General features: G+C 59.5%; 15 protein-coding genes. 7 read left to right on the forward strand and 8 right to left on the reverse strand.

Features of this window, described 5'->3' with window-relative positions; all coding sequences use genetic code 11:
- Nucleotides 1-152: 152 nt before the first annotated feature.
- The 6 genes from AC05K6_RS03220 to trmB form a co-directional block, all read right to left on the reverse strand.
- Nucleotides 153-1,415: an MFS transporter gene (locus AC05K6_RS03220; protein WP_476727749.1), complete on the reverse strand. Its 1,263-nt coding sequence runs from the start codon at nucleotides 1,413-1,415 to the stop codon at nucleotides 153-155.
- A gap of 150 nt (nucleotides 1,416-1,565) precedes the next feature.
- On the reverse strand, nucleotides 1,566-3,671 hold the full coding sequence (locus AC05K6_RS03225) for a PhoX family protein (RefSeq protein WP_293790510.1): 2,106 nt from the start codon (nucleotides 3,669-3,671) through the stop codon (nucleotides 1,566-1,568).
- A 274-nt stretch (nucleotides 3,672-3,945) separates the two neighbouring features.
- Nucleotides 3,946-4,374: a DUF3054 domain-containing protein gene (locus AC05K6_RS03230; RefSeq protein WP_476727884.1), complete on the reverse strand. Its 429-nt coding sequence runs from the start codon at nucleotides 4,372-4,374 to the stop codon at nucleotides 3,946-3,948.
- 71 nt (nucleotides 4,375-4,445) lie between these two features.
- Complete coding sequence (locus AC05K6_RS03235) at nucleotides 4,446-5,519, reverse strand: lysylphosphatidylglycerol synthase transmembrane domain-containing protein (protein ID WP_476727750.1); 1,074 nt, start codon at nucleotides 5,517-5,519, stop codon at nucleotides 4,446-4,448.
- Nucleotides 5,519-7,879, reverse strand: coding sequence for an MMPL family transporter (locus AC05K6_RS03240; protein WP_476727885.1), 2,361 nt, complete (start codon nucleotides 7,877-7,879; stop codon nucleotides 5,519-5,521). The genes AC05K6_RS03235 and AC05K6_RS03240 overlap by 1 nt, the downstream gene beginning before the upstream one ends.
- A gap of 80 nt (nucleotides 7,880-7,959) precedes the next feature.
- Nucleotides 7,960-8,724, reverse strand: a complete 765-nt coding sequence (gene trmB / locus AC05K6_RS03245) for a tRNA (guanosine(46)-N7)-methyltransferase TrmB (protein ID WP_476727886.1) — start codon at nucleotides 8,722-8,724, stop codon at nucleotides 7,960-7,962.
- Between the two features lie 52 nt (nucleotides 8,725-8,776).
- Between trmB and AC05K6_RS03250 the strand changes: the two genes are divergently transcribed.
- From AC05K6_RS03250 to AC05K6_RS03270, 5 genes are all read left to right on the forward strand, one after another.
- A complete protein-coding gene (locus AC05K6_RS03250) occupies nucleotides 8,777-9,709 on the forward strand; it encodes a hypothetical protein (protein ID WP_476727751.1) in 933 nt (310 codons plus the stop codon).
- 41 nt (nucleotides 9,710-9,750) lie between these two features.
- Nucleotides 9,751-10,344 carry a DUF6802 family protein gene (locus AC05K6_RS03255; protein ID WP_293790524.1) on the forward strand — a complete coding sequence of 198 codons (594 nt, stop codon included), beginning with the start codon at nucleotides 9,751-9,753 and terminating at the stop codon, nucleotides 10,342-10,344.
- A gap of 254 nt (nucleotides 10,345-10,598) precedes the next feature.
- Nucleotides 10,599-12,419, forward strand: coding sequence for a phosphoenolpyruvate carboxykinase (GTP) (locus AC05K6_RS03260; RefSeq protein WP_293790526.1), 1,821 nt, complete (start codon nucleotides 10,599-10,601; stop codon nucleotides 12,417-12,419).
- Between the two features lie 266 nt (nucleotides 12,420-12,685).
- On the forward strand, nucleotides 12,686-13,045 hold the full coding sequence (locus AC05K6_RS03265) for a hypothetical protein (RefSeq protein ID WP_476727752.1): 360 nt from the start codon (nucleotides 12,686-12,688) through the stop codon (nucleotides 13,043-13,045).
- An 81-nt stretch (nucleotides 13,046-13,126) separates the two neighbouring features.
- Nucleotides 13,127-13,690, forward strand: coding sequence for an SRPBCC family protein (locus tag AC05K6_RS03270; RefSeq protein WP_476727753.1), 564 nt, complete (start codon nucleotides 13,127-13,129; stop codon nucleotides 13,688-13,690).
- Nucleotides 13,691-14,180: 490 nt separating this feature from the next.
- Here the strand turns inward: AC05K6_RS03270 and ahpF are convergent, their stop codons facing one another.
- On the reverse strand, nucleotides 14,181-15,761 hold the full coding sequence (ahpF, locus tag AC05K6_RS03275) for an alkyl hydroperoxide reductase subunit F (protein ID WP_476727754.1): 1,581 nt from the start codon (nucleotides 15,759-15,761) through the stop codon (nucleotides 14,181-14,183).
- 189 nt (nucleotides 15,762-15,950) lie between these two features.
- Nucleotides 15,951-16,514: an alkyl hydroperoxide reductase subunit C gene (ahpC, locus tag AC05K6_RS03280; protein WP_476727755.1), complete on the reverse strand. Its 564-nt coding sequence runs from the start codon at nucleotides 16,512-16,514 to the stop codon at nucleotides 15,951-15,953.
- Between the two features lie 357 nt (nucleotides 16,515-16,871).
- Between ahpC and AC05K6_RS03285 the strand changes: the two genes are divergently transcribed.
- Both AC05K6_RS03285 and budA read left to right on the forward strand, forming a co-directional pair.
- A complete protein-coding gene (locus AC05K6_RS03285) occupies nucleotides 16,872-18,320 on the forward strand; it encodes a YeeE/YedE thiosulfate transporter family protein (protein WP_476727756.1) in 1,449 nt (482 codons plus the stop codon).
- A gap of 81 nt (nucleotides 18,321-18,401) precedes the next feature.
- Nucleotides 18,402-19,133 (forward strand): acetolactate decarboxylase, encoded by a 732-nt coding sequence (gene budA, locus AC05K6_RS03290; RefSeq protein WP_293790546.1) that lies wholly within the window; start codon nucleotides 18,402-18,404, stop codon nucleotides 19,131-19,133.
- Nucleotides 19,134-19,144 lie beyond the last annotated feature (11 nt).

The raw sequence follows: 19,144 nt of genomic DNA on the forward strand, positions 1-19,144 counted from the left end.
ATCTTAAACACGCATCGGAGTGAAAGGAGGTTTTTTATCTAAAAAAATGTATTGGTTTAAATAATTTGGAACCCCAATACGAACAAAGCTCCTCTTATTAGTCCACGCGCTAAGTTTTTGCTGAAAGGGCTATAGCTGGCATTGTGGCGTCATTAAGAATCAGCTCTCACTCGTCGCATGGCGGCAAGGGCGGTGACGAGGGCGATAAAGGTCAATAGGATCAGCCACCCGATAAACAGGCCCCAACTGTGGGCAAAGAAGTAGCCGGACACCCAGCCAATGACGGAAGAACCGAGATAGTAGCTCAGGATGTACAGGCTGGAAGCCTCCGCGCGATCCTGCCGCGCGACCTCGCCGACCCATGCACTAGCAATTGAGTGAGCGGGGAAGAAGGTGGCAGTAAACAGCAGCACGGCCACCAAGGTGGTGGGAATGGTCGGGATAAAGGCGAAGAACAAGCCGACCAGAGCCAATGCGATGCACGTGACCACGACCTTGGATTGGCCAAAGCTGTTGACCATTTTGCCCGTGCGGGTGGAGGTCCAGGTGCCCGAAAGGTATATGACGAAGACCAGGGCGGTCAGTGATTCCGGCAGACCGAAAGTATGGATCAGCCGAAAGGTCATGTAGTTGTACAGGGAGACGAAGCTACCCATCAGCAGGAAGGGCAGGAGGAAGAGCTTCAGCAGGATCGGATCACGCAGGTGGTTGGTGAAGGCCTGAACTTCATGGGACAGGGTGATCTTCTTTGGTGTGAAGAACTGCTGCTTGGGCAGAACCCAGGTGGTGAGAAGCGCCATCGAGAATGCGAAAACGGCGCTCAAGAGTGTTGCGATACGCCAATTAGTGAACTCAAGAGCGATTCCCGGGATGAGCCTGCCGATGAGGCCGCCGAGTGAATTACCGGCAATATAAAAGCCCATGATGCGGGGTAAATAACGGCGATCGATCTCTTCGGAGAGGAAGGCCATTGTCACGGCAGGTACACCCGCCACTGCGATGCCTTGTAAAAGCCGCACTGCGATGATCGACTGGATCGAGGGGAGTGCAACGAGCGCCAGGGAAAGAATGGTAGCCGCCAGGACGGAAGCTTGGATGACGTGGCGACGGCCGAAGCGCTCCGAAACGATGCTGAGCGGGATGACCATGAGAGCTAGCCCGCCCGTGGTGGCCGAGACGGTGAGTGCCGCCAAGGAAGGGGAGATGCCGAAATCCTCTGACAGAGTCGGGAGGACAGCTTGCGTGGCATATAGCGCGTTGTACGAGGCCAGACCGGAACAAAGGGAGGCAATCAGCGCCTTCTTGTAGCCCGAGTCCTCCGGAGTAAGGGGGCGGACGTCGGTGGTCACCGCTGTTGGCTCCTTTCTGCGGCTGCTCTTCGGTCGCGTGTTGTTTGATGGCACCCTGCCACACATAGCGTTATACACCCACGCTAATTGGCTACATTCAATAAGCAAGCTTGCTCCCGGCCACCGATGGGATCCGAAGCTGGGCAATTGCGGGCATAAAAATGCTCCCTCTCGACGAAACGCGAGAGGGAGCTGGCTCAAGCCCTAGGAAACTGCTTAGGCGCCGATGGTGCCGAAGTCATCCTTCCAAGCCACCACGGTGGCCGGGCGGGCGATGGAGTCGCCGCCGTCTGGCCAGTGGGACTTGGAGGTTTTGACGGTAGCTTCCTCGTCCTCACCCGGGTGCTGAACGTTGACAATAACGCGCTTATCGAAGACCAGTGGGCCACAGGTCTCAGCGCCTGCCGGTACGGTCAGGAACTGCTTGGTCAGGCCACGGGAGTCGCCCTCCAGGGCTACAGCGAACAGGCCGTCGTTGGACTCCAGAGCATTGCCGTCGGTGGAAACCCACAGGTTGCCGAAGGAGTCGAAGGTGACGTTGTCCGGGCAGGAGATAGGGGACACCTTGGACTTGTCGAAACCGCCGAAGTAGGTCTCGGCTTCATCCGGGTCACCGCAGACCAGCAGCAGGTTCCACTTGAGTTCCTCGCCGGTGAAGTCATCCTCGATTTCGATGACCATGCCGTTCTTGTTTTCCTTGACCGGGGCGTACTCCTTGACCTCTTCGTAGTCCTTGCCCTCTTCCTGCACGCCGCGGTACTTGTTGTTGGTCAGCGAAGCGTAGATCTTGCCGGTGGTCGGGTGCGGCTCGACATCCTCTGGGCGGTCCATCTTGGTAGCGCCGACTTTGTCGCCTGCCTCGCGGGTGAAGACGATGACCTCTTCAGCAGACATGCCGTCCACGTGGGATTCTGCGGAGCCGTCCTCCTTGACGGTAACCAGCTTGATCCACTTGCCGGTGCCGTCGCACTTCTCGCCCTTCGGCGGGTTCTCGGAGTCGAAGTCCTTGTTGTTGCCCTCGAAGGTAGCAACGTACAGGGTGCCCTCGTCCAGGATCTTCATGTTCTCTTCGCGATCCTTGTCGGAGTTACCGCTGCGGATCTTGCGGGAAGAGACGAACTTGTAGATGTACTCGAAGCGAGAGTCGTCGCCGGAGTAAGCAACTACGGTGCCGTCGTCGGTGACGTGGATGTTGGAGCCCTCGTGCTTGAAGCGACCCAGAGCGGTGTGCTTGACCGGGGTGGACTTCGGATCCCACGGGTTAACCTCAACCACGTAGTTGAAGCGGTGTGGTTCGTTCGGCTCCTTGGTTACGTCGAAGCGGTCGTAGTGCTTCTCCCACTGACGCGCAGTCTTGGCATCCTCGATGCCGTAGCGGCTCAGGCGCTCGCGCACCTTCTCGTCCTTGACGTTCTCGCCACCTGCGAAGTACTGGTCAACGTTCTCCTCACCGGAGAGGATGGTGCCCCACGGGGTGACGCCACCGGAGCAGTTGTTGAAGGTGCCCTTGACGATCTTGCCTTCCTTATCGTCAGAGGTCTTCACCAGCTTGTGGCCAACGATCGGACCGCGCAGCTCGAACTCGGTGGTGCCGGTCAGGCGGCGGTTGTACTTGCCCATAACAGGCTTCAGCTTGCCATCCTTGCTATTGCCCTCAACCTCAACAATGGACATGCCGTGGTTGGCCAGCTCGATGTCCACGTGCTCCTTGGAGGGGTTCTCCAGGTCGTAGTCCGGGATCATCTGCTGCGGGGTGGTGTACTCGTGGTTGGAAACCAGCAGGAAGCGGTTGTCCTGACCCTCGATCGGTAGCAGGGCTGCGAAGTCGCAGTTAAAGCCGTACTGCTTTGCGGCGGCCTCGGCGGTCTGCTTGTCTACATCGAACTCAGGAGCGCCCTCGACAACCGGGTCGCCCCAGCGGATAACAACCTCGGACTTGTAGCCAGCCGGAACAACGACCTCGTCCTTGGTGTTCGGCTCGACCATCTCGAACTTCAGGCCGTCCGGTGCATCAACGTCGCCGTTGGAGCCGCCGCCCTTGTTCTCACCGTTGCCACCCTTGGCCTCGCCGTCCTTACCATTGTCGTCGCTGCAGGCTGCCAGGAAAGAAGCGCCACCGACGGTAACGACTGCTGCGCCACCGGCGCGCAGTGCAGTACGACGGGAGAAGGTTCCCTGGATCAAGTCCATGAAGTAGTTGTTGTCGGACTTGTTGTTGACTGGCTTGGAGCAAGCGTCACCGCACTTGTAAACGCAGGTGCGGTGGGAGCGGCTGGACGTGAAGTCCATCTTCTTCAGCAGGTTACGACCCTTAAGGCCCATGGGGGATCTCTCCTCGATGTTCGTGGTCGGCCGAGCCGCAAATACGGTGCTTATCCGCGGTTTTGCTGCCGGCCTATAACTTTTGTTGAGTTTTATCGTCATCTGCACACGCTGGTTTTGCCATGCCATTTCGTCATGTCGTCTCATCGCGCCCGGCCAGTCACTGCCGGATGTCTAATGAGCGTGTACGGACTTCTTGCAAAACTCTAAGGAATGCGAACGAACCCCATGTGGCGCAAAGGTGTACGCCAGGTTAAATCAACTGAAATCTACTTCACTTGCCGAAGATCCGACCCATGCGCTTCATGCGGGAGAGCCTCCCCAGCCTGCGCAGCCTCCCCAGACGAAACATTCCGCGCCATCCGAATAGGAGCAGGCCGCTCATCACCGTCGCGACAATCATGAACGACCAATGCGGAACCTCCCCGTGCCGGACACCCCAAATGCCCAGGCCGACGATCACATTGACGATCCACACCAACGCGCCCGTAGAGAATTCAAAGCCACTGCGTCCACTGTGCCCACTGCGCGGTCGTACCACACCAATCCACAGCAGTGCCCATACGATCGCCACACCAATCAGGAATGGCCAGGCGGTATCCAGCCAGCCCGTGAAGCTCAGCGGCATCTCGGGAGTGTTATGAGCAATGCGCGCCAGCAGCGCAAACAAAAGAACAGCGAGCACGTCGAAGCACAACGCCATCCCCGGGGCGCGCTGGACCGTGCCGGGAGTATCGCCTGTGGAGGTGCGGTTGGTGGTCATAGCTTCGTATCCTACTGTGCCGGGCCGGCGGGTTCTTCTTGCTTTTCTGCTTGACGCCCAGTCTCCGCGGTTTTCTTTTCATCGGCACCTTTGGGGTTAACCATCTTGGTGGCGAAAAAGACGATCCAGCCCACGAGGGTAAGCCCCACGAAGCTGAGCATGCGGAAGACGATCACGGCGCCGAATGCCTGAACCGATGTCAATGTGGCGAAGCCGACCAATGCACTGGTCAGAGCCACGTCCACGGGGCCTAGGCCGCCGGGTGTTACTTGCGCCTGTCCCACCAGCTTTGCAGTGAGGAACGCCAGTACCACGCCGGCGATAGGCGGCGTGGCACCGACGGCGTAGACGCAGCACAGCAGGCACAGAATCTCAAAGATCCAATTTCCCAGGCTGGCAGAAATAGCCGCGGTGAGCTTAGACAGTGGCAGCTCGACGGCGGAAAGCTGGTGGGAAAGTCCCTCCACCTTGTCGGTGAAACGATCTGCGGGCTTGCCGCGACGCGTGTTGAAGGTGCGCAGGCGGTTAACCAGCCAGCGCTCAACCTTGTCTGGGTTGGAGGCCACCCAGTTGGTCAGGAAAGCCAGACCAACCATTGCAAGTAATGAGAGCGCCAATGTCATTGGTTTTACGGTTGGTAGCCCCAGGAAGAACACCGCGCCGATGGCAAGAATTGCCATCCCACCGCCAGCTAGAGCTCCCGAAAGCAGCATGTACCAGCTGGCGATCACGGGTGTGGCTCCCCACTTCAGCTGTTCGCGGAAGATCATGGCGGCCGACAGTGCCGGCCCGCCGGGGAAGGTCGCAGACCAGGAGTTTGCTGCTAGTCCCAGCCAGTTCACGCTACTGCGTTTGACCTTCACCCCGGCGCTGCGTAGCAGCACCACCATCACTTCGGCCTGGGCAATCATGGAGATCGCCAATGCCGCAACGGCCAGTCCGATCCAGCGTTTGTCCGAGTGTCCAAGGGCACGCCAGCCTTCTCCGATGAAGTGCAGGTGCTCCCGGGCGAGAAAGGCAATGAGGCCTATCAATGCCAGCGAGAGCAGAGCCCTGACATCCGCACGTCGCAACAAACTACGCATTAGTAATCGCCCTCGTGGTGCGCCTTGTCAGTCTTTTCGTCAGTCGTCTCGTCGGTGGCATTGCGGCTGTTTTCCATTCGGCGCATCAACTCTGCGAAAGGCAAATCCCGCTGACGCGCGGGAGCCTCGCCGGGACGTTGGGCGGGCACGGGGGCGATGGCGTCCACACCAGAAAGCTCCGCGACCGTCACTCGCGAGGAGGAACGTGGTCGCATAGATTCGTGCGATCCGGATTCCAGCTGCTCATTGTGCCCGACCTTCTCCGAAAGTCGCTTGACCCAACGCGGGGCCCACCAGTTATCCGGGCCGAGCAGATGCATGACGGAAGGTACAAGGAGCATGCGGATGATCGTCGCGTCCAGGATGAGGGCGATGACCATTCCGAAAGCGATGTACTTCATCATCACGATCGACGAGAAGCCGAAGGCGCCACAGACCACAATCATGATCAGCGCAGCAGCGGTAATGATACTGCCGGTGGTCGCTGTGCCGAAGCGGATCGCCTTATCGGTCGAGGCTCCGCGGGCACGGGCTTCGACCATGCGTGAGACCAGGAAAACCTCGTAGTCGGTTGAAAGCCCAAAGACGATGGCGATGATCAGCACCAATACGGGCGAAGTCAGCGGGCCGGCGGTGAAGTTAAACATGTCCGCGCCGTGGCCGTCGACGAAGATCAACGTCAACAGGCCAAGGGTGGCGCCGGTGCCCAGGATATTCATGATCACGGCCTTAGCGGGGATGATCAGCGAGCCGAAAATCATAGCCATCAGCACGAAGCTGACGAGGACGATGTACAGCAACATCCACGGCAGCTTCTCAAACAGCGCGTCGATGGACTCGACCTCCAAGGCCGGAGTGCCCGCGACGTACACATTGGCGCCGTCGACGTTAATGTCCTCCAGGGAATTGACGATCCGGTCGTTATCCTTGCGGTCGGTAATACCGGTGGACAGCACCGTGACGCCGTCCTTCGTTGGGCGCGAAACCTGGAACGGGGCGGTGAGGCCCTCGATGGCATTGGCTTCCTTGTACACCGCACCCACGGCCTTGGAATCGCCTTCGATAACCAGCTTGATCGGATCGGTGCGGAACTGCGGGAACTTCTCGGTGAATTCCTCCTGGTTCACGCGCGTCTGATTCGACGGCGGCAGGTAGGTCTCGTTCATGCCACCCAGCTTGATGCCGGCGATCGGTACGGCCAAGAGCAACATGCCACCGACGATGACTACCGTAAACAGCTTGGAGTGGCGCATGGCAAAGGCCGGAATACGTCCCCAAATGCCATTGACCTGTTCAGAGCGACGACGGTCGCGCTTTTTCTTGAACGACAACTTGTCGATATTCGGCCCGAGCAGTGCAAAGATACTGGGGAGTACAGCCACCGACAGCAGTGCGGCCAAGCCCACTGCAGAAATCGCACCGAAAGCCACGGACTTCAAGAACGCCTGCGGGAAGATAAACAGTCCGGACAGCGCCACGGCCACCATGGCGGCGGAGAAGACCACCGTCTTGCCTGCAGTGGCAGTCGTGTTGCGCACGGAAGTACGGGTGTCATTGCCCTCTGCCATCTCTTCGCGGAAGCGGGAGACCATGAACAAGCCATAATCGATGGCCAGCCCCAGTCCCAGCAGAGTTACAACGGATTGTGCGAAAACGTTGATCTGCGTGAAGCTGGCCAGGATCGCCAGCACGCCCATGGAGCCCAGGATCGACAGACCACCGACCAGTAGTGGCATGAATGCGGCGATCAATCCACCGAAGACGAGCAGCAGCAATAAGCCCACGGCAGGCAGTGCGTAGACCTCGGCACGGTGGATATCGCCTGCCATGCCCTCGTCCAGGGAATCGGAGACCGCCGTTGCGCCAGCAATCTTGACGTCCACGTCAGGCGCGCTAATGGCCCGCAGATCATCCTCGATCTTGCGGAAGTTGATTAGTACGTCGTCCTCTACGCCCTTTAGCCCAATCGAAGCGAACGCGGCGGTGCCGTCCGGGTTGGCCATGGCAGCCGGGCCCCGGTTGAAGTAGCTGGTCACACCGCCGATCTCATCGGGGTGATCCTGTCGCAGCTGCTCGATTTGGCGGGTGATGTTTTGTTTCACCTCGTTCGAGGTCGCACCCCCCGGCTTATCGCTGGTGACCATCAGGATGATGTCCCCGTTGGCGTCACGACCAAAAACATCTTGCTCGATCTGCGCGGCCTTCGTGGACTGCGAGTTGGGGTCGTCCCAACCTTCCTGGCTCATCCGGTCGGCCAGTTTCAGCCCGGCGACGACATACAGCACCAGGATCGCCGCAATGATCACCAGTGGGATCAGCCGGCGGAACCGGTAAGCGACATCGCCCCAAGAGCTAAACAACGTGTGATCCTTTCCTTTCAAGTTCCCCTTAGTCTACGAATCCGACCAGGGCGAATGGCAAACCAATCAGGGCGTGTTAGCTATTTCTTCCGCCACAGGTACTCGCGGATTACGTGCTCCTTGTCCAGGCCTTTACCCTCGAACTTCGTGATTACCTGGCGATCTGTGAGTTGCGGAATGTCGGACTGATCCTCCGGCCAGCCCAGGAATTCCAGCTGCTGTTCCACCTCCACCAGCTCGTCGATCCACTCGGCATAGTCCGCGTGGTCGGTAGCAATGTGCAAAATGCCACCGGGTTTGAGGCGGGAAGCAATCAAGTGCAGCGTGCCGGATTGCACGATGCGGCGCTTGTGGTGGCGTGCCTTGGGCCACGGATCGGGGAAGTAAATGCGTACGCCGGACAGTGATTCGGGGGCGAACATGCGCTGCAGGACTTCCACGCCATCGCCACGGATCATGCGCACATTGTGGATTTCGCCGCGCACAACAGAGCCCAGCAGTTTGGCCAGCCCAGGGCGGTAAAGCTCGACGGCAACAATATTCTTTTCGGCTTCCAAGGGAGCCATTGCGGCGGTGGACGTGCCGGTTCCGGAGCCAATTTCCACGATCGTTTCAGCTTCTCGGCCAAACCATTCGGGCAGGTCAATGACCTCGTCGGCGAGGACTTTGCCCAGTTTAGGCCAGTGTTCGTTCCATAGGGCCTCCTGGTTGTCGGTCAGGGTGCCGCGACGGAAGCTGAAGTTTCCCAGTCGCGGATAGTCGCGACCGTCGTTAAACTCTGTTTGTAGTGGGCGGCCTGGGGGAAGGCTGCCTGGCGTGTTATCGGAATTATTCATCTCGACCATTCTTGCAGATGGCCTGCGGAATGTCTTAAGCCAAGTGGGGGACTTAACAATCATGTTGAAGACCATTTCGGTCATCGGCCCGGACGCGCGTGTCGTGGCCGAGTGCGCTGCGGCGCTGCGTGCGCGAGTAGAGAGCACGGCAGAAGCGGGGGAGAGGCTAGAGGTCATCGAGGGAGCTGGTCCAGAGCGGCACCCGGACATTGTCGTGGCAGCGGTAGGTCGCTCGACGCAACAGGATCGCGAGGTTGCCCGGGCCGTTGCACAAGCCATGGGCGTGGTGCTGTTGTGGCCCTTTGGTAGTGACGCCCCCTCGTCCGAATGGGCTGATACTCCAGGATGGGTGTGGTGTGACACCGTGGAGGAGGTGTGTGAATGGATCCGCACGCTGGGGGTGGACCTAAATGAGTGGGAGATGCAAGCGCGCCGAGCGGATGCCGAGCGTGTAGATCGTGTGCGTATCGCTACGCGCTTGAGTGCGACGCGGATCGCCCAGGAGGTGCTGGATGGCGCCGGTGATACGAACGGGCGCGTTTCGGGCGCAGGAGGAGCTGCAGGTTTTGCGCACCGGCACGCGGTGTTTATGGCGCGGCTGCGGCTGGCGGTATTGGAACAAGGTGTGTTGTTCCCGGCGCTTCCGGAGGCACAGGCGGAGGCTCCAGCCCGGCCTGCTGTGGAAATGGGATCCCGTGCGAGCTTGGTGTTGGCTGCCGCCGCTGGGCTGGCAGCCGGGCTGGGTTTGGGCACCATGGTCGGCAGGTTATTTGGCGTAATTGCCGGAATCCTTGTGGGAGTGTTCGTGACCTTGGTTGTGGTGGGAGCGCGACTGGTAATGCAGCGATCCGCAGCGCTGCGAGTCCGGGTTGCCAAGGAGGGTGTGGCTCTGCGAACCCACTGGGCAACGGTGGTGACGGAGGTGGTCGCCCGGCTAGAGGTTCCGCCGGTCGCACCTCGAATCCGCGAACTGGCAATAAAGACGCGCAAGTGAATCGCTAATGAAAATGCAGGGGTGAATATGGAGGGATGGACATGAGTGATTTTCCAGGGGATGGCCTCAGCCTTGACGGTGCGGGCGATTACGCGGACATTATTGGCAACAACAGCGGGGCTCTGCCACAGAATCCGCTGGTCGATCTGATCGGTGGAAACGAGCTGCACGTCGGGAACGAGCTGCACGGTGGCGGAGAGAGCGAGATTCGCGACGGGCTGACTGTCGAGTACCAAGGCCGTGAGTACTACGTCAACGAGCTGAACCTCAGCGATCCGCATGCTCACGACCCGAATCGGGCGCCCGGCCACGGTGGTTGGGGTGCCGGTGCCAACAGTGCTGAAACCAGTGAAGGATACAGCGGGGCCGGTGGAGCTTATAGCACTGGAGTGGAAGAGTCCGTCACGATTGCCGACGACCAGGGGATGAGCATCCTTTCTGATACGGATGGTGACGGCAAGGTGGATTATGTTTCCTCAGTCTCCTATGACGGACAATGGTCAGCCTGGCGGTGGATAGAGCCCGCGGAGGCGGAGGGGGCGTCATCAAGAGGCAACAGCGACACCCCCAATCCGGGGAGGTCTCGTTGGGAAACGGATGCTTGGAAATGCGTTGATCGGGGGCAATGGGGTTAGTGAGGGTGTGACCTGCGTCCACTCCGTGTGGAACCAAAACATCGCCGCGTTGCTTCGCGATAGTCTGGAGGCATAAGGGGCTCTTGTGCCGTAGTGCAGGCCCGGAAAATTACAGATAGCAGCTATATCGAACGCCCAAGAACCACAGGATTTAGTAGACTTTAGGTGAATGCAGCCGGGGTTTGAACTGGACGTTTTAAACATACGGACGGCTAAGTCGGGTTGTGGGAAGAAATAACGTAGGGAGAATATCGATGACCATTCGAGGACTTGTCGGCGAGGCGCCCACCAAGAACCAGGAAATGCTGAACTGGATCGAGGAGGCCGTGGAGCTTTTTCAGCCAGAATCAGTCGTGTTCTGTGACGGCTCCGAGGAGGAGTGGAATCAGCTGGCAGAGCAGCTGGTTGAGCAGGGTACCCTGATCAAGCTGGACGAAAAGGCGCAGCCGAACTCCTTCCTGGCTCGCTCCAACCCGTCTGACGTTGCGCGTGTGGAGTCCCGCACCTTTATCTGCTCCAAGACCGAGGAAGGCGCAGGTCCCACCAACAACTGGATGGATCCGGAGCAGATGCGTGCGGAGATGCGCGAGCACTTCTCCGGCTCCATGAAGGGGCGTCGTATGTACATCGTGCCCTTCTGCATGGGTCCGATTACCGATCCGTCTCCGAAGCTGGGTATCGAGATTACGGACTCCCCGTACGTGGTTATGTCCATGCGCATTATGACCCGCATGGGTAAGGAAGCGCTGGATAAGATCGGTGAGAACGGCGAGTTCGTTAAGGGGCTGCACTCTGTAGGTGCTCCGCTGGAGCCCGGCGAGGAAGATTCGACTTGGCCGTGCAACGACACGAAGTACATCACCCAGTTCCCTGAGGATCGTGAGATCTGGTCCTTTGGCTCTGGCTACGGTGGTAACGCCATCTTGGCTAAGAAGTGCTACGCCCTGCGCATCGCCTCGGCTATGGCACGTGACGAGGGCTGGATGGCCGAGCACATGCTGATCCTGAAGCTGATCAGCCCGGAGGACAAGGCTTACTACATCTGCGCAGCTTTCCCATCTGCTTGTGGCAAGACCAACCTGGCCATGATCCAGCCGACCATCCCGGGCTGGCGCGCAGAGGTCGTCGGCGACGACATTGCATGGCTGCACTTCGGCGAGGACGGTCGCCTGTACGCGGTGAACCCGGAGAACGGCTTCTTCGGCGTGGCACCGGGTACCAACTACGCCTCCAACCCGATGGCAATGAAGTCCATGGAGCCGGGCAACACCCTGTACACCAACGTTGCCCTGACCGACGACAACAACGTGTGGTGGGAGTCCAAGGAGGGCGAGCCGCAGCACCTCATTGACTGGCTGGGTAACGACTGGACCCCGGATTCCGGCAACAAGGCCGCACACCCGAACTCCCGCTACTGCGTGCCAATCGAGCAGTGCCCGGTTGCCGCACCGGAGTTCAACGACCCGAAGGGTGTGCCGGTTTCCGCCATCCTGTTCGGCGGTCGCCGTGCGGACACCGTGCCGCTGGTTACCCAGGCACGCGACTGGAACCACGCCACCTTCATCGGCGCTACTCTGGCTTCCGGCCAGACTGCCGCTGCTGCCGAGGCTGCTGTGGGCTCCCTGCGCCACGACCCGATGGCTATGCTGCCGTTCATCGGCTACAACGCCGGTGACTACCTGCAGCACTGGATCGATATGGGCAACAAGGGCGGCGACAAGATGCCGGAGGTCTTCCTGGTCAACTGGTTCCGCCGTGGCGAGGACGGCCGCTTCCTGTGGCCGGGCTTCGGCGAGAACTCTCGCGTGCTGAAGTGGATCATCGACCGCATCGAGGGGCGCGTTGAGGCTGACGAGACCGTCGTTGGCTACACCGCTCGCTATGAGGACATCTACACCGATGGCCTGAAGGAGACCGAGGAGGACATCCGCGAGGCGCTGGCGGTGAACCCAGCTGATTGGGAGCGCGACCTGGCGGACAACGAGGAATGGCTGAAGTTCCTCGGTCCGAAGGTTCCGTCCGAGGTCTGGGACGAGTTCAATGGTCTCAAGGATCGCGTGCAGGCTGCGAAGTAGCTGTGCCCTAGCGCACGTGGTTTGCGCTTGCGTCCACTAGACGCTTCCGAGCAAAGGGTGCCGGGAGAGAAACTCTCCCGGCACCCTTTGCTGTGAAGTAACGCGAGGATTAGCTCAGTTAGGGCAGCATGTGATTGCTTGCGGCTAACAAAACTAGTGCGGATACTTGTGGAATCGTTTTCAACGATTGCCGGGGTACCCGGTCACTCTCTGTTTATCCACGCCGCAGTGGTATTTGCACCACTTGCTGCGATCTTCAGTATTGCGTGGGTTTTCGCCCGCAGAGTAAGACCATCGTCCGCGGCGCTGTCGCCACAAACCTTCTGGCTTTGCCATTCACCTGGCTGGCGCGTGTATCTGGCGAAGCTTTGCTAGAAATGCAGGGCTTTTCTGAAGGTGATCCAGGACCGCTCGCAAAGCATGCGGAGTACGCGAATTTCCTCATTGTCAGTGTGATTGTGTTGTTTGTTGCAGTTGTCGGGTTCTTCCTTGTCGACCGCTTCGCTTTTCTGCCTACTTGGCTGGCCAATGTGCTGCGCGTCGTTGCTGTGATTGCTGCGATTGCAGTGATCGTGACAGTCGTAATGACTGGTCACGAAGGTGCTGTGCAGGTCTGGAACGACTAAAGAAGTGTGTTGCTCGAACCAGTGCTCGCGCGTTGACTAAAGCGCCAGTCTCGAAGTCCCCGGTGCTCTAGTCTGGGAGGCATGAGCACCGAAGATCAGACCGCAGAAGATCAGACTCGGCATGACCAGCAATCACAGCAGGTCAGCCGATGGGTGGTTAGCGATTTCATTGATATCGATGCCACACCGGAGGAAGTCTATGAGCTAATCTCCGATGTCACCCGCACCGGAGAATGGTCGCCAACGTGTAAGCGCTGCGAGTGGCTGGGTGAACCTGGCCAGGTGGGGAGTCGTTTCAAGGGAACCAACGAAACGTCCGAGCGTACCTGGGAAACAGTATCCCAAGTTGTAGCAGCGGATCGCCCGCACGAATTCGCATGGGTGGTTGGGCCGGATGCTCAGCCTGGCGGTTTCGTGCGCTGGGGCTACCGTGTGGAGCTGCTCGGTGGGGCTGCGGGCAACGGTGCGGGCATGCGTACGCGACTCTATGAGGATTGGAATTTTCACGAGGCCGGCCGAGCTGCATTCTTCAAGAAGTGGGGTGACCAGGGCGAATCGGAAGCGGAGAAGCGCCGCGAAGCTGCCCTGGCGGGGATTCCCGAAACGCTCGCGACTATCAGGAAGATTGCCGAGACTGGCAAATAGGTAGCCCACAAAGCGCAACCCGGCACCCCGTGACGCAGTCAAACTGGCTCCCTGTAGCGAGAGATGTTGGCTCTTTGCGGCTGGGGGGAGCTCCGCGGTGGATAAAAACCTGTTCTGCAGAGGGGTGTTCCGGGTGTGTGGAGGGGCTACAGAATCGGAAATGTCGTTAGAACGGGAATGTGCAACCATGCGCCATGGTCCCCTGACCGGCTGCAGGTCTCTGAACTGCGGTTTTGTGGTAATGCAAATTATTCGCAGTAACGTATTCTCGTTCTAGCGACATTTGAGCCAACACCCCGCTTCGCCACCCTTGAGTCGCTGCCCATTTCCATTATTGGAGGGGGGTAGATAGCTCAGTGGGGCTGATGGGACTGGTGTGGCGCGCAGCGGTTACCGCCAGGTCGCGCAGCCCCGCCACGCAGCAGTTACCGCCAGGCTGCGCAGCCAGACCGCGCCGTCAGACCAGCTAGGCCTTCGGCGCACCCAGTCCCTAGGCCTTCGGCGCAGTCACCGTGTACTGCCAGGCGCCCAAGCCCGCGTTCGCGCCGGCCCCCTGAGCAATCACAATCTGCTTGAAAGGCACGGCGGTGCAGTCGCCAGCAGCATAAACGCCGGGGATGCTGGTGGCATTGTGCTCGTCCACCACAATCTCACCCATCTTGTTTAGCTCCAGGCCGGATTCGCCCAGCCACTGGGTATTCGGCACCAGGCCGATTTGGATGAATACACCGGAAATCTCCAGCGACTTCTCTTCGTCATTGGTCCGGTCGGTGTACTTCAGACCCGTGACGTTCTTGCCGTCACCCACAATTTCCGTGGTAGCGGCGGAGGTGATCACGTCGATGTTCGCAGTCTCCTTCACGCGCTCCATCAGGATGTCATCGGCACGGCAGGCCTCGCCGAACTCCAGCACCGTCACGTGCTTCACCACACCTGCAAGGTCCAGCGCAGCCTCGATACCCGAGTTTCCGCCACCGATCACGGCAACTGGCTTCCCCTTGAACAGTGGGCCATCGCAGTGCGGGCAGAAGGTCACACCCTTGTTGCGGTACTCCTCCTCGCCTGGAACGCCCAGGGTTCGCCACTGTGCGCCCGTAGCAATAATCAGGGCACGGGCGCGCAGGGTGGCGTCATCCCCAAAGTGAACGGTGTGCAGGCCACCCTCCTCGGTGGCGGGGGTCAGGCCCGTGGCGGACTGAGACTTCACAACATCGATGTCGTACTGGCCGACGTGCTCCTCGAACTCCGCCGCCAGCTTCGGGCCTTCGGTGGAGGGCACGGAGATGAAGTTCTCGATGGAGTTCGTGTCCAGCACCTGGCCGCCGAAGCGCTCGCCGATCAGGCCTACGCTCAGACCCTTGCGGGCGACGTAGATGGAGGCCGCTGCACCGGCCGGGCCCTGGCCAACGACCAGCACCTCGTAGGCGTCCTTCTCGTTCAGCTTCTTCGCCTCGCGCGCGGCGGAACCAGTGTCCAGTTTGCGCACGAAGTCCTCGATGGTGGTGCGGCCCTGGCCGAACTCCTCGCCGTTCAGGTAGATGGTCGGCACGGCCAGGACGTTGTTCTCCTTGACTTCGTCCTGGAACAGCGAGCCCTCCACCGCGGTGTGCTTGATGCGCGGGTTCAGCACTGCCATGGTGTTCAGCGCCTGCACGACGGTCGGGCAGTTCTGGCAGGTCAGGGACATGTAGGTCACGAACTCGTAGTCGCCGTCCAGGTTCTTTACCTGCTCAATGAGGTCTTGGTCTTCCTTGACCGGGTTGCCGCCGACCTGCAGCAGCGCCAGTACCAGGGAGCTGAACTCGTGGCCCATCGGAATGCCTGCGAAGGTTACGGAGATATCGCTTCCAGTCCGCACGATGCTGAAGGCGGGCTTGCGCTCGTGTGCTTCGTCGTCGCGGCGTGTGGTGATCTTATCGGACAGCCCGGCGATGTCCTGCAGCAACTTCTCCAGGTCTTCGGAAGCCGATCGGTCATCCAGGCCGTATACCAGCTCGATGTCCTCGGTAATGCGCGGGACGAGTTGGCCTAGTTGTTTGCGCAGGTTGTCATCCAAAAGTTGCTTAGCCATGTGAGGCTCTCTCTTTCTTTCTTCCTATTGACGCCACCCCAATCGGGTATTGCGCCACGGTGGGTTCTTCGGGGGAGGAGGCGTTGTGTTTTCTATTAGGGGCACTAAAAACGGCGGGCGGGATCCGTAAATGGAAAGCCCTGCCCGCCGTGGGTTTCCCGCTTCTATGCAGCGGGGGATAAGGGTTTGTTAGATCTTGCCAACCAGGTCGATGCCCGGGGTCAGGGTGTCTTCGCCCTCTTCCCACTTGGCGGGGCAGACCTCGCCTGGGTGCTCTGCGACGTACTTAGCAGCCTTGACCTTGCGGACCAGCTCGGAAGCGTCGCGGCCGATACCCTCGGCAGTCTGTTCGATGTACTGGATCTTGCCCTCTGGGTCTACCAGGAAGGTAGCGCGGTCAGCCTGGCCGGCGCTCGGGCGCATGTTCTGGAAGTTGTTGGTCAGCTGGCCGGTGGAGTCGCCCAGCATGTAGTAGTTCACCTTGCCGACCTGATCGGACTCTGCGTGCCATGCCTTGTGCACGAAGTGGGAGTCGGTGGAAACGGCGTAAACCTCTACGCCCAGACCCTTCAGCTCCTCGTAGTGGTCAGCCAGGTCGCCCAGCTCGGTGGGGCAGACGAAGGTGAAGTCACCCGGGTAGAAGAAGAAGATGGACCACTTGCCCAGGACGTCGTCCTTGGATACTTCGGTGAATTCACCGTTGAAAAAGGCGGGGTTGGTGAAGTCCAGAATCTCGGTGTTGATGAGGGACATGTTGTGCCTCCTAAGGGCTTGGCTTCGATGGATTTGTTTGGCAGTTTTTCGCAACCGTCGTCCCATAGCCTACCTACTTTCTTCAGCTCTGTTGTGGAGTTGAAATGGATTCCGAGTAGGAAACGCGGGTGGCGCCATTGCGATCCACCACCCATTATAGCATCGACTTTGTAAATTATCCACGATTTATAGGTTTGCATTGGTCTTGGGTTATGGGATTGGGTTGGGGGTCGTTATCAATGTTTATTGGGTCACTTTTGGGCGCTATAGCTTTGTGGGGAGGGGTGACGAGCGCTATTATGACCGGAACAAAATAGACAGATCGGTTCACTTTTTGGATTTAGAGTAGGGGAGCCCATGATTCTCACCGGACTAGCTTTAGGTGCTGTCCTTGGCTGGGTTATGCAGCGCGGACGGTTCTGCGTCACCGGCATGATCCGCGACATTTTCCTCAACAAGACGTGGCGCGGCTTTAACGCACTGCTCATCGTTATCGCCGTACATGCCGTTGGCCTTGCCGCTCTCACTTCTGCGGGTGTGATCACTCCGGAGTACAAGTCCTTTGCTCCAATAGCAGTGGTTCTCGGTGGGTTGCTGTTCGGCGCAGGAATCGTGTTGGCCGGCGGCTGCGCGTCTGGCACCTGGTACCGCTCGGCAGAAGGCCTCATCGGTTCGTGGCTTGCCCTCGTGTTCTATGCGGGAAGCGCTGCGGCTATGAAGGGGGGCGCGCTGAACTTCCTCAATGAGGGATTGCGAAGCTGGAAGCTGCCCATAACCACCATCCACGGTTCTCTAGGTATCTCCGTCTGGTGGCTAGTGATTCCCTTCGCCATCGGTGTGGCCTTTCTTACCCGGCACTTCCTTTCGCAGGAAGCTAAGGCGCCCACGATGGCAACGCTGAAGCCAAAGAAAACTGGCTTGGCGCACGTACTCGCAGAGAAGCCATGGCATTTCTACCCGACCGCAGCGATCATCGGTGCGCTTGGAGTGCTCGCATGGCCGCTGTCGGCAGCGACCGGACGTAACGACGGCCTGGGTATTACCAGCCCCTCGTCCAACCTGTCGAAGTTCCTCATTGGCGGTGAAGACAAGGTCGACTGGGGAGTCATGCTGGTGCTTGGCCTCCTAGTAGGAGCGTTCTTCGCGGCCAAGGCGTCGGGAGAATTCCGGCTGCGCGTTCCTTCCGCCAAACAGGCCGTCCGCTCCGTTATCGGCGGTGTGCTGATGGGTGTGGGCGCGTCCGCTGCGGGTGGCTGCACCGTGGGCAACGGCATGGTGCAGACCTCCCTGTTCAGCTACCAGGGATGGGTTGCGCTGCTGTTCATCGCCATCGGAATCGGCATTGCCTCCAAGCTGTGGCTCAAACCCACCGACGCGGTGCCTGGCCAGACTCAGACCAAACCGCGCAACGTAAATCCCACCAGCACTGGAACGAGTGCTGCAGACCACGAGTCCATGGCTGCTCAGCTGGGGTTCCAAACCACCGGAACGCTCCTGCTAGATCGGAAATCTACGGCGGCGGAGGCTGTGGCGCCGAAAAGCGATGAGGGAGACAACGGCCTCCAGCTAGTCGGCGAGCGAACCTATAAGCTCGACACCCTCGGTGCGGTGTGCCCTTTCCCGCTGGTAGACGCGAAGGCGGCAATGTCTGACCTTGCCGTCGGTGATTCACTGCAGATCGATTTCGACTGCACCCAGGCGACGGACGCCATCCCACGATGGGCTGCCAACGATGGCCATGAGGTCACGAACTTTGAGCAGACCACCGACGCCGGTTGGACGATTACCGTGAAGAAGGGCTGCTAGTCTCCCCCGCTTCGGGGTGCCTGGGGAATGAGTGGCGTCACCAAAAAGCGAATGGCCGGTGGCTCCAGCAACAATGGGGGCATGAGCGATTCACCGGTAACCAGGCACACAATCTTTCAGAATTCCCTGATGACCGCCCTCCTGGACGGTATTTACGACGGCGAGATGACCGTCGGAGAGCTGCTGGGCAAGGGCAACTTCGGGCTCGGAACATTCGACGCATTGGATGGCGAGATGGTGATCATCGACGGCGTTTGCTATCAGCTGCGCCACGACGGCACCGCCACCCGCGCGGATCTGGAGACCTGTAGCCCTTATGCCGTGGCCACCAACTTCGTACCCCGCATCCGGCGCCGTGCGCCGGAGAATATCCGTCGCGCGGATCTATCGAAGTTCATCGACGGCATGACTCCCTCTTCGAATTACATGTACGCCGTCCGCATTACCGGGCATTTTAGTAGCGTGGTGACGCGCACCGTAATCAAGCAGGAACCGCCGTATCGGCCGATGGTGCAGGTCACGGAGGATGACGCCGAGCAGCACTTCACCGACGTGACGGGCATTATCGCGGGCTTCCGCACACCGGTCTACGAAAAGGGGATCTCTGTTCCCGGCTGCCACGTGCACTTCATCGACGACTCGCGCACCGTCGGCGGGCATGTGCTGGATTTCACCCTGGAGGAGGGCAAGATCGAACTGTGCCCTGGAACTGACCTGGAGCTGCGACTACCGTTGACCAGCGCGTTCTCGCAGGCGAACCTGGATCCGGAGGATCTAGACGAGCAGCTGCACAAGACAGAGGTAAAAGACTAGCCCCGATTAAT

Source organism: Corynebacterium sp. TUM25020, from assembly GCF_056388495.1.

What these genes read in the sequence shown, in the direction of transcription:
- AC05K6_RS03220 (WP_476727749.1), bottom strand. Translation starts at nt 1,415, where the DNA reads ATGTGTGGCAGGGTGCCATCAAACAACACGCGACCGAAGAGCAGCCGC.
- AC05K6_RS03225 (WP_293790510.1), bottom strand. Translation starts at nt 3,671, where the DNA reads ATGGGCCTTAAGGGTCGTAACCTGCTGAAGAAGATGGACTTCACGTCC.
- AC05K6_RS03230 (WP_476727884.1), bottom strand. Translation starts at nt 4,374, where the DNA reads ATGGCGTTGTGCTTCGACGTGCTCGCTGTTCTTTTGTTTGCGCTGCTG.
- AC05K6_RS03235 (WP_476727750.1), bottom strand. Translation starts at nt 5,519, where the DNA reads ATGCGTAGTTTGTTGCGACGTGCGGATGTCAGGGCTCTGCTCTCGCTG.
- trmB (WP_476727886.1), bottom strand. Translation starts at nt 8,724, where the DNA reads ATGGTCGAGATGAATAATTCCGATAACACGCCAGGCAGCCTTCCCCCA.
- AC05K6_RS03250 (WP_476727751.1), top strand. Translation starts at nt 8,777, where the DNA reads ATGTTGAAGACCATTTCGGTCATCGGCCCGGACGCGCGTGTCGTGGCC.
- AC05K6_RS03255 (WP_293790524.1), top strand. Translation starts at nt 9,751, where the DNA reads ATGAGTGATTTTCCAGGGGATGGCCTCAGCCTTGACGGTGCGGGCGAT.
- AC05K6_RS03260 (WP_293790526.1), top strand. Translation starts at nt 10,599, where the DNA reads ATGACCATTCGAGGACTTGTCGGCGAGGCGCCCACCAAGAACCAGGAA.
- AC05K6_RS03270 (WP_476727753.1), top strand. Translation starts at nt 13,127, where the DNA reads ATGAGCACCGAAGATCAGACCGCAGAAGATCAGACTCGGCATGACCAG.
- ahpF (WP_476727754.1), bottom strand. Translation starts at nt 15,761, where the DNA reads ATGGCTAAGCAACTTTTGGATGACAACCTGCGCAAACAACTAGGCCAA.
- ahpC (WP_476727755.1), bottom strand. Translation starts at nt 16,514, where the DNA reads ATGTCCCTCATCAACACCGAGATTCTGGACTTCACCAACCCCGCCTTT.
- AC05K6_RS03285 (WP_476727756.1), top strand. Translation starts at nt 16,872, where the DNA reads ATGATTCTCACCGGACTAGCTTTAGGTGCTGTCCTTGGCTGGGTTATG.
- budA (WP_293790546.1), top strand. Translation starts at nt 18,402, where the DNA reads ATGAGCGATTCACCGGTAACCAGGCACACAATCTTTCAGAATTCCCTG.